The organism is Robiginitalea rubriflava, from assembly GCF_052540725.1.
In genome coordinates, this window is sequence record NZ_CP199309.1 from 1,326,269 (window position 1) to 1,334,305 (window position 8,037).

Genomic DNA, 8,037 nt, shown 5'->3' on the forward strand with positions numbered 1-8,037 from the left:
AATGGAGAAAAGAACCCGAGTCCGATTTGCTCCCAGCCCAACAGGGCCCCTACATATTGGAGGGCTGCGTACAGCCCTTTTCAATTATCTTTTTGCAAAGGGAAGGGGAGGGGACTTTATCCTCCGCATTGAAGATACCGATCAGAATCGCTATGTGCCGGGGGCCGAGGAATATATTGTGGAGTCCCTGGAATGGCTTGGAATCCCTTTTGATGAAGGCCCGGGCACACAATCCGAATACGGCCCTTACCGCCAAAGTGAAAGACTTGACCTCTATGCTGACTTCGCAGAAAAACTGATTGCTTCAGGTTGGGCCTATTACGCTTTTGACCGGCCGGAAAGTCTTGACAAGCACCGGGCCGCGCATGAAGCCAAAGGCAAAACCTTTATCTACAACTGGCACAACCGGGAAAAACTCGACAACTCCATCCGATTTAGTGCAGAAACCGTTGCAAAGCGAATTGCAGACGGCGAACCTTATGTGATCCGATTTAAATGCCCGGTGAATGAAACCATTGAGTTGCACGATTTAATACGTGGACAAATCCGCATAGACAGCAATACCCTGGACGACAAAGTCCTGTTTAAAAGCGATGGGATGCCTACCTATCACCTGGCCAACATAGTAGACGACCACCTCATGCAGATCAGCCATGTGATAAGGGGGGAGGAGTGGCTGCCCTCCTTGGCATTGCACAAACTGCTCTACCAGGCCTTCGGCTGGGAATCACCCCAGTTTGCGCATCTGCCCCTGATCATGAAACCTGTGGGCAAAGGCAAACTCAGTAAAAGGGACGGGGAGAAGCTGGGCTTTCCGGTATTTCCGCTTAGGTGGAAGGATAGCCTGGGGTACCGGGAAGAAGGATACTTTCCGGAGACCGTATTGAACTTTTTGGCTTTGTTGGGATGGAACCCGGGTACGGAACAGGAGCTCTTTACCAAAGAAGAGCTGATAAATGCCTTTGACCTTCAAAGGGTTAACAAGTCGGGGGCCCGGTTTGACCCGGAAAAGAACAACTGGTACAATCACCAGTACTTACAGAAAAAATCTGTGGCAGAACTCTTGCCAGCCTTTAAAAAGCTGCTAGAAACCCATAGGGTAGACACGGCTTTATTCGCTGACGCGTTCCTTGCGAAAGTAGTTGCGATGGTGCGCGAAAGAGCCTCATTTGTAAAAGACCTCTGGCAGCTGTCCCACTACTTTTTTACGGCTCCAAAAAGGTATGACGAAAAGGCCGTCAGAAAACAGTGGAAGCCCGAGACTGCCGATCGCATGCAAGGGGTAAAACAGGTCCTGGCTTCAGTAGAGGACTTTAACAGCGAATCCATAGAGTCTGAAATTAAAGAACATATCAGTTCGTCAGGTTTGTCTTTCGGGCAGGTTATGGCGCCCCTCAGGCTGGCCGTAGTAGGTGCCCTGCAGGGCCCTCACCTCTTCGACATCATAGAACTGATAGGAAAAGAGCAAACTCTGCAGCGAATAGACAGCGCTATTGAGCAACTGAATTCTTGAAATATACGCGCTGAGGTGTAACTATTTCTTTGATTTTTCGACCTATATTGTACTGCATTTTCTATTTGTTTAACCCTTAACGCACGCTCATGAGTTCTTTTATTATATGGTTTCCCATTGTCCTGATCGGGTTGGTAATCCTGCTCAGTTCCTTTTTTATCGTAAAACAGCAGACCGCTGTTATTGTTGAGCGTTTTGGGCGCTTCCAAAGTATCCGCAATTCAGGTCTGCAGATGAAAATCCCGCTGGTAGACCGGATTTCCGGCAGGCTCAGCCTTAAAATTCAACAGCTGGATGTGATCGTTGAAACCAAAACCCTGGACGACGTATTTGTTAAGCTTAAAGTCTCCGTTCAATATGTTGTGATCAGGGATAAGGTTTATGACGCCTTTTACAAACTGGAATATCCGCACGAGCAAATTACATCCTATGTCTTTGACGTAGTGCGCGCCGAAGTTCCTAAGATGAAACTGGATGATGTTTTCGTAAAGAAGGATGACATTGCCATTGCGGTAAAAACGGAATTGCAGGATGCCATGCTGGATTACGGTTATGACATTATCAAAACCCTGGTAACGGATATTGATCCGGATGCACAGGTAAAAGCTGCCATGAACCGCATTAATGCCTCCGAACGCGAAAAAATCGCCGCCCAGTTTGAAGGAGATGCCGCGAGGATATTGATTGTGGAAAAGGCTAAAGCTGAGGCAGAAAGTAAAAGGCTGCAGGGCCAGGGAATTGCGGATCAACGGCGCGAAATTGCCCGCGGGCTGGAAGAGTCGGTTGAAGTACTGAACAAGGTTGGGATCAACTCACAGGAAGCTTCTGCCCTAATAGTGGTAACACAGCATTACGACACGCTGCAGGCTATTGGAGAAGAAACCAATACAAATCTAATCCTGTTGCCAAACTCCCCACAGGCGGGGAGCGATATGCTGAACAATATGGTAGCCTCATTTACGGCCAGCAACCAGATAGGGGAAGCCATGAAAAAACAGAATAACCGAAAGAAGGATTCCTAAGTTCCTCATATAAATTAAAAAAGCCCGGTAATAACCGGGCTTTTTTTCATCTTTTTCGCAGTTTTTTGATCCCCCATTGTATCGCCCAGGGCAATACAAATTTCCGGAGGATATCCTCTGTTTCATTTTTAAGCGACCGGAACTGAAACTGTTCCCGGATGAGGTGTAAACCTCCACGGAATCGCTCCTCGGCTATGGACTGCTTCAGTCCTGCAATGCGGATATCCCGGTCTAGCTCTTCAAAAGAACTGTAAACTTTATTGCTCATCAGTCGTCAAAATAATATTTGGAAAAACTTTTTAATATACTTGAGTCTATGCGTGAACGCATCAGGTATACAATAATTCCCGCCAGAATGTACATCAGGCCTACCGCCATATAACCCATGGTATCACTTTCCCACATGGTGTTTAGAGTAAATGCCAATGCGATGGAAAGGAATATAAGGGCTATGAATGCAATAAGGCCAAAAACCATCCCTTTGATAGAATGGGTGATCACCTTCATGGCAAACCTGAACGTTTTAAGTTTCAGGTAATCCGCCGTGGAATCAATGTACTCCTTAACGGCCGTCTCAGATTCGGTCAGGCCGGATTTCAATTCATCCAGAGCCATCTATTATTTCTGTAACTGAGCGTTCTTCTTTTTCAGATCAGCCAATTTGCGCTCCAGGCTGGCAATTATATCATCCGCCTTATAGCTCATATTGGATATAGACTCATCCAGCCTGCGCTCAAAATCCTCTTTCTGGGTTTGGGCTGTCTTGGTCAGTTCTTCTGTGGCTTTGCTCAGGCGGTCACTGATATCTTCAGAAGCAGCCTTTGCTTTTTTCTTTATTTTCTTTCTTGTCTTGGACCCTTTATCAGGAGCATAAAGAATTCCTACTCCGGCTCCAATGGCTGCGCCGGTTAAGAGTGCTAATAATACGGATCCACTATCGTTTGACATATATTTAATGTTTTTAAAGGTTATTGATTTACTAGGGTTAGTATAACAAGAATATATGAAAAAGTGCGTTAAAGGGTCGTTAATTCCCCCAGGTGTGGGCTTCAGCACTGTTTTTAAAACCAAAAGCTATCCTGGCGGGCGGTGTGAGAGCCTAAAAACTAAAATAAAGCCTGTATGGCAGTTTTTTGCTACCCCTCGGTATATTTCTTAAGGCTGTATCCAGAAAAGCCCGTGAAAGCGATTTGAGAAAGCGTTAATTGTTTTGATTTCTCTATCAAAGAAAGTCTTGCCATAGACATCTCTTATAGAGCTACAAGTTGGAGGATAAGCGTTTTAAGAATCCTTTTGTTCCAGTTTTGCCCAGGTGTCGCGTAAAGTAACGGTCCTGTTAAAAACGAGATTGTCTATAGAGGTATCCGGGTCTACACAGAAATATCCCAAACGTTGAAACTGAAATCGATCCCCTGCTTTTGCTTCCTTTAAAGAGGGCTCCAGTTGTGCAGTGATCACGCTTAAAGAATCCGGATTGATAAATTCAAGGAATTCCCTGTCCTTATGTTGATCCGGAGTTGGATCCGCAAATAAGCGATCATAGAGGCGTACTTCGGCAGGGATACAGTGATTTGCCGATACCCAATGCAAGGTCCCTTTCACCTTTCTTAAACTTTCCGGGGTGCCGCTTCCGCTCTTACTTTTAGGATCATAGGTACAGTGAATTTCTGTTATATTCCCTTCGGTATCTTTTATAGCTTCCTCCGCCTTGATTATGTAAGCGCTTTTGAGCCGGACCTCTCCTCCCAATTTTAAACGGAAAAATTTACGGTTCGCTTCCTCCCTGAAATCTTCCCGTTCTATAAACAATTCCCGGCTAAAGGGTACCGTCCTGCTGCCTGCATCCGAATCCTCAGGGTTGTTTTCAGTCTCCAGCCATTCTTCCTCATCAACAGGGTAGTTTGTGATGATAAGCTTAACAGGGTCCAGCACTCCCATTACACGCGGAGCGATTCGATTCAGGTGTTCCCGCATGTGAAAATCAAGCAAGGCCACATCCACCACATTCTCCCGTTTGGCAATTCCTATAGTATCGGCAAAATTACGAATGGCTTCAGGGGTACAGCCCCGGCGCCGCAGGCCTGAAATAGTGGGCATCCTGGGGTCGTCCCAGCCGGAAACAAATCCTCCCTGTACCAATTGGAGTAACTTTCGCTTGCTTACTACCGTATGGCTTAAGTTTCGACGGGCAAATTCCCGCTGCTTGGGCCTTATTTTCTCTGAACTGATTACCTGATCCAGGAACCAATCGTATAATTCCCGATGCGGTGCAAACTCCAGGGTACAGAGGGAGTGTGAGACCTGCTCAATGTAGTCACTTTCACCGTGTGTCCAGTCGTACATCGGATAAATACACCAATCGGTATTTGTTCGGTGGTGGGCCTTGTGCAATATCCGGTACATCACCGGATCCCGCATAAGCATATTGGGAGAGGCCATATCAATTTTAGCCCTTAAAACATGGGATCCCTCGGGGAAGCCTCCCTCTTTCATTTTCTCAAATAATTCCAGGTTTTCCGCTACCGGCCTGTCCCGGTATGGGCTGTTGCTTCCTGCCTGGGTAGGGGTGCCTTTCTGCTCTGCTATAGCCTCCGAGCTCTGGCTGTCCACATAGGCTTTTCCGGCTTTGATTAATGCTATCGCCCAGTCGTAAAGTTGTTGAAAATAGTCCGAGGCAAAGCATTCTTCCGCCCACTCAAATCCCAGCCATTTCACATCGGCCTTGATGGCATCCACAAATTCCTGTTCCTCTTTGGTAGGGTTTGTATCGTCAAAGCGCAAATTAACCGGGGCACCGTAACGCAAACCAAGGCCAAAATTCAAACATATGGAACTGGCGTGGCCTATATGCAGATAGCCATTGGGTTCTGGTGGAAATCGAAACCTCAGATCGCTTTTTGGGAAACCGTTTTCCAGGTCCGTTTCTATGATGTGTTCTATGAAATTCAGGGACTTTCCTGACTCACTCATTGCTAAAGATTTAAAGCCGTAAAGGTAGCAAAAATGCAAATCCCGCCCTCATATTTAAAGGGCTTCCATACAAATCCCTTCGTTTCACAACATAAATACCCCCTACTACAACATTAAATTCAATAAACACGGGCTAAGAACCATATTTGTTATTCAATGTTTGTTTGCAGAATTCCGTCCGGGAGATACCCGGGGAGATATTTACACTGCCAGACAGCATTCAAAATATTAATTGTAGGGCAATTAATTAGTCACTAACACACAGAAACATGAGAGTCATGAACAGAAAATTACGCAATGCCGCAGCCCTACTGTGCGGAGTCCTGTGGATCCAGTTTGGATCTGCCCAGGTATTGAATGCCCCGGAAGCGGCTCCCAACCAAACACCACCGGCGGGATCTACCCCCTGGAGCGCCGTCTGTGCTTCATCCAGCTTTAACGATTATTGGGTGAATTTTACCTGGGGACCACCCCTGGTAAACAGTGATAATGAGTTTATCCTGGAATTGTCAGACGCCACGGGTGATTTTTCAAGCCCCGTTGAACTGGCAAGAGATGCTTCCAAAAATGTAACTTTCGATTTTTACTTCCAGTTCAGCCTCCCCACCAATATCAGAGGGGAAGGCTACCGTATGAGGGTAAGGAGCACGAGCCCCGCACTAACATCGGCGGTTTCTGTGGCCTATCCGATGTATTATCTGGATGTAAATTCTTCTTTGACCATCCGCCCTCAGGGCCAGGCCGACTTCGGAGACGGAACGGCTGAGGTCTGTGACGGAAATTCCATAACCCTTGAAGTTTACGGTTTAGCCAACGCAGGTACTTACCAGTATAATTGGTACAGGAGTGGTAGCCCTTTAAGTGATAAAGGTCCTTCCATTACCGTTACCCAGGCAGGCATGTACAATGTTGAAATAGATTACGGGGCCTGTTCCGGATCCGGTAACACCCTTTCCAATCTGATTGATGTAACCACAGGCAGCAGCCTGGGCATCGCTATTAACCCGCCTTCCAAAACTGCATTATGTGCCGGAGAGACCGAAGTCCTGACAGCAAATATTTCAGGCATGGGCCTTACCTATACCTGGTTTAAGGACGGGTCACCTATTACCTCCCCAACCATAGATGATCATACCTATACTGTAGATGCGAACATCGCAGGCTTTGAAGGAGATTATGAAGTTGAAATATTTGGCCCTGGAGCATGCGTTGAGCGCTCCGCTGCTCAAACAATTACAAACGCGGGTGACTTTACCGTTACCCGGGATAATGCTGCTTCAGTGGTGGTATTGCCCTCACAAAGCGCAACCTTATCCATTACCACAGATGCCTCGTCTGCCACATATCAGTGGTATAAAGATGGCAATCCGGTTGCAGGAGCTACCTCCACCAGCCTGAATGTTACAGACGCCGATACAGGTACTTATTTTGCAAGGGTGTTCCTCAGTGGAGGCGCTTGTAGCGGTACCTCAAAAGACTCCCCCGCTACTTCCGTAGTAAGCCCAAGCAGCCTTGAGATGGATATCGCGTACAACGGTTCTTATGCTGCATGTACCAATACCTCCGCAATGCTGGAGGTTTCCCAGATAAGAGCCCTGGATGGCAGCGGCGGCAGTACAGATGTGACCGCAGACCTTTTAGGTGCTATGAGCTACCAGTGGTTTAAAGACGGCTCGCCCGTTGGAGGGGCTACAGGTGCCAGCATAAGCCTTACAGACATTACAGAAAATGGGGTCTACCATATAGAAGGTAGCATTTCAAGTTATTCCCCGGCTTCCAATAACCTTAGCGTGCAGTTGCGCGTAAATGAAACTTTAGTGCTTAACAGCACTTCCCTCACTGTTTGCGGACCATCACAACCGGTAACCCTGAGCACCCCTACAGACCTGAGCAGCGAAAGCTTTGACTGGTTCAGAGACGGCACAAATTTGAATCTCACTACACCTACTATAGATGTGGGAACGCCTGGGGTATACCAATTGGTATTACAACGGAATGGGTGCCCCCTGCCTTCCAATGAAGTTACTATTTCCCCACTTGATGAGAATCTGATCAGTCTAGACCTGGGAACAGACCTCAGGTTTCCGGAAGGCAGCTCCCGTACAGTTAACGCTTCCGGAGGTGATACTTATCGCTGGCTGGACAGTAACAACAACCAATTGGGGACCGCTTCTTCCTTCACCTTTACGCGCGATGGGGATTACACCCTGGTTGCTACCCTGGGTGGTTGCCAGATTACACGAGCCATTACCGTTACCTATCTGGACACCTTCAGGGTGCCCAATGTAATTTCTGTAAACGGAGACGGTATAAACGATCAGTGGATTCTCCCAAACAGCTATTCCGGCCGCCAGGATGTGAATGTGATCATTTATAACGAACGCGGTGAGGAAGTCTTTAACGAAAATAATTACCAGAACAACTGGCCCAGTTCGGCTGCGAGTTTCCCAGCCCAGAACATGGTATTCTACTATAAAATCAGAAACGCCGAAAAAGTCCTGAAACAGGGGACCATTACTGTTATACGATAAC

7 protein-coding genes are annotated in these 8,037 nt (G+C 47.1%); 3 read left to right on the forward strand and 4 right to left on the reverse strand.

What is annotated here, in order from left to right:
• Nucleotide 1: 1 nt before the first annotated feature.
• Nucleotides 2–1,513 (forward strand): glutamate--tRNA ligase, encoded by a 1,512-nt coding sequence (gene gltX / locus ACT6NU_RS06120; RefSeq protein ID WP_445383579.1) that lies wholly within the window; start codon nucleotides 2–4, stop codon nucleotides 1,511–1,513.
• 89 nt (nucleotides 1,514–1,602) lie between these two features.
• Nucleotides 1,603–2,535, forward strand: coding sequence for an SPFH domain-containing protein (locus tag ACT6NU_RS06125; RefSeq protein ID WP_445383580.1), 933 nt, complete (start codon nucleotides 1,603–1,605; stop codon nucleotides 2,533–2,535).
• A gap of 46 nt (nucleotides 2,536–2,581) precedes the next feature.
• On the opposite strand, the gene ACT6NU_RS06130 is transcribed toward ACT6NU_RS06125, so the two are convergent.
• The 4 genes from ACT6NU_RS06130 to ACT6NU_RS06145 form a co-directional block, all read right to left on the reverse strand.
• Entirely contained in the window at nucleotides 2,582–2,803 is a 222-nt protein-coding gene (locus ACT6NU_RS06130; protein WP_445383581.1) for a hypothetical protein, read from the reverse strand.
• Nucleotides 2,803–3,150, reverse strand: coding sequence for a hypothetical protein (locus tag ACT6NU_RS06135; protein ID WP_445383582.1), 348 nt, complete (start codon nucleotides 3,148–3,150; stop codon nucleotides 2,803–2,805). The genes ACT6NU_RS06130 and ACT6NU_RS06135 overlap by 1 nt, the downstream gene beginning before the upstream one ends.
• A gap of 3 nt (nucleotides 3,151–3,153) precedes the next feature.
• A complete protein-coding gene (locus ACT6NU_RS06140) occupies nucleotides 3,154–3,483 on the reverse strand; it encodes a YtxH domain-containing protein (RefSeq protein ID WP_445383583.1) in 330 nt (109 codons plus the stop codon).
• A 333-nt stretch (nucleotides 3,484–3,816) separates the two neighbouring features.
• Nucleotides 3,817–5,505 (reverse strand): glutamine--tRNA ligase/YqeY domain fusion protein, encoded by a 1,689-nt coding sequence (locus tag ACT6NU_RS06145; protein WP_445383584.1) that lies wholly within the window; start codon nucleotides 5,503–5,505, stop codon nucleotides 3,817–3,819.
• 278 nt (nucleotides 5,506–5,783) lie between these two features.
• On the opposite strand from ACT6NU_RS06145, the gene ACT6NU_RS06150 reads away from it, so the two are divergent.
• On the forward strand, nucleotides 5,784–8,036 hold the full coding sequence (locus ACT6NU_RS06150) for a T9SS type B sorting domain-containing protein (protein ID WP_445383585.1): 2,253 nt from the start codon (nucleotides 5,784–5,786) through the stop codon (nucleotides 8,034–8,036).
• Nucleotide 8,037: the final 1 nt, after the last annotated feature.

Coding starts and splice junctions, on each gene's coding strand:
- gltX (WP_445383579.1), top strand. CDS start 2: ATGGAGAAAAGAACCCGAGTCCGATTTGCTCCCAGCCCAACAGGGCCC.
- ACT6NU_RS06125 (WP_445383580.1), top strand. CDS start 1,603: ATGAGTTCTTTTATTATATGGTTTCCCATTGTCCTGATCGGGTTGGTA.
- ACT6NU_RS06130 (WP_445383581.1), bottom strand. CDS start 2,803: ATGAGCAATAAAGTTTACAGTTCTTTTGAAGAGCTAGACCGGGATATC.
- ACT6NU_RS06135 (WP_445383582.1), bottom strand. CDS start 3,150: ATGGCTCTGGATGAATTGAAATCCGGCCTGACCGAATCTGAGACGGCC.
- ACT6NU_RS06140 (WP_445383583.1), bottom strand. CDS start 3,483: ATGTCAAACGATAGTGGATCCGTATTATTAGCACTCTTAACCGGCGCA.
- ACT6NU_RS06145 (WP_445383584.1), bottom strand. CDS start 5,505: ATGAGTGAGTCAGGAAAGTCCCTGAATTTCATAGAACACATCATAGAA.
- ACT6NU_RS06150 (WP_445383585.1), top strand. CDS start 5,784: ATGAACAGAAAATTACGCAATGCCGCAGCCCTACTGTGCGGAGTCCTG.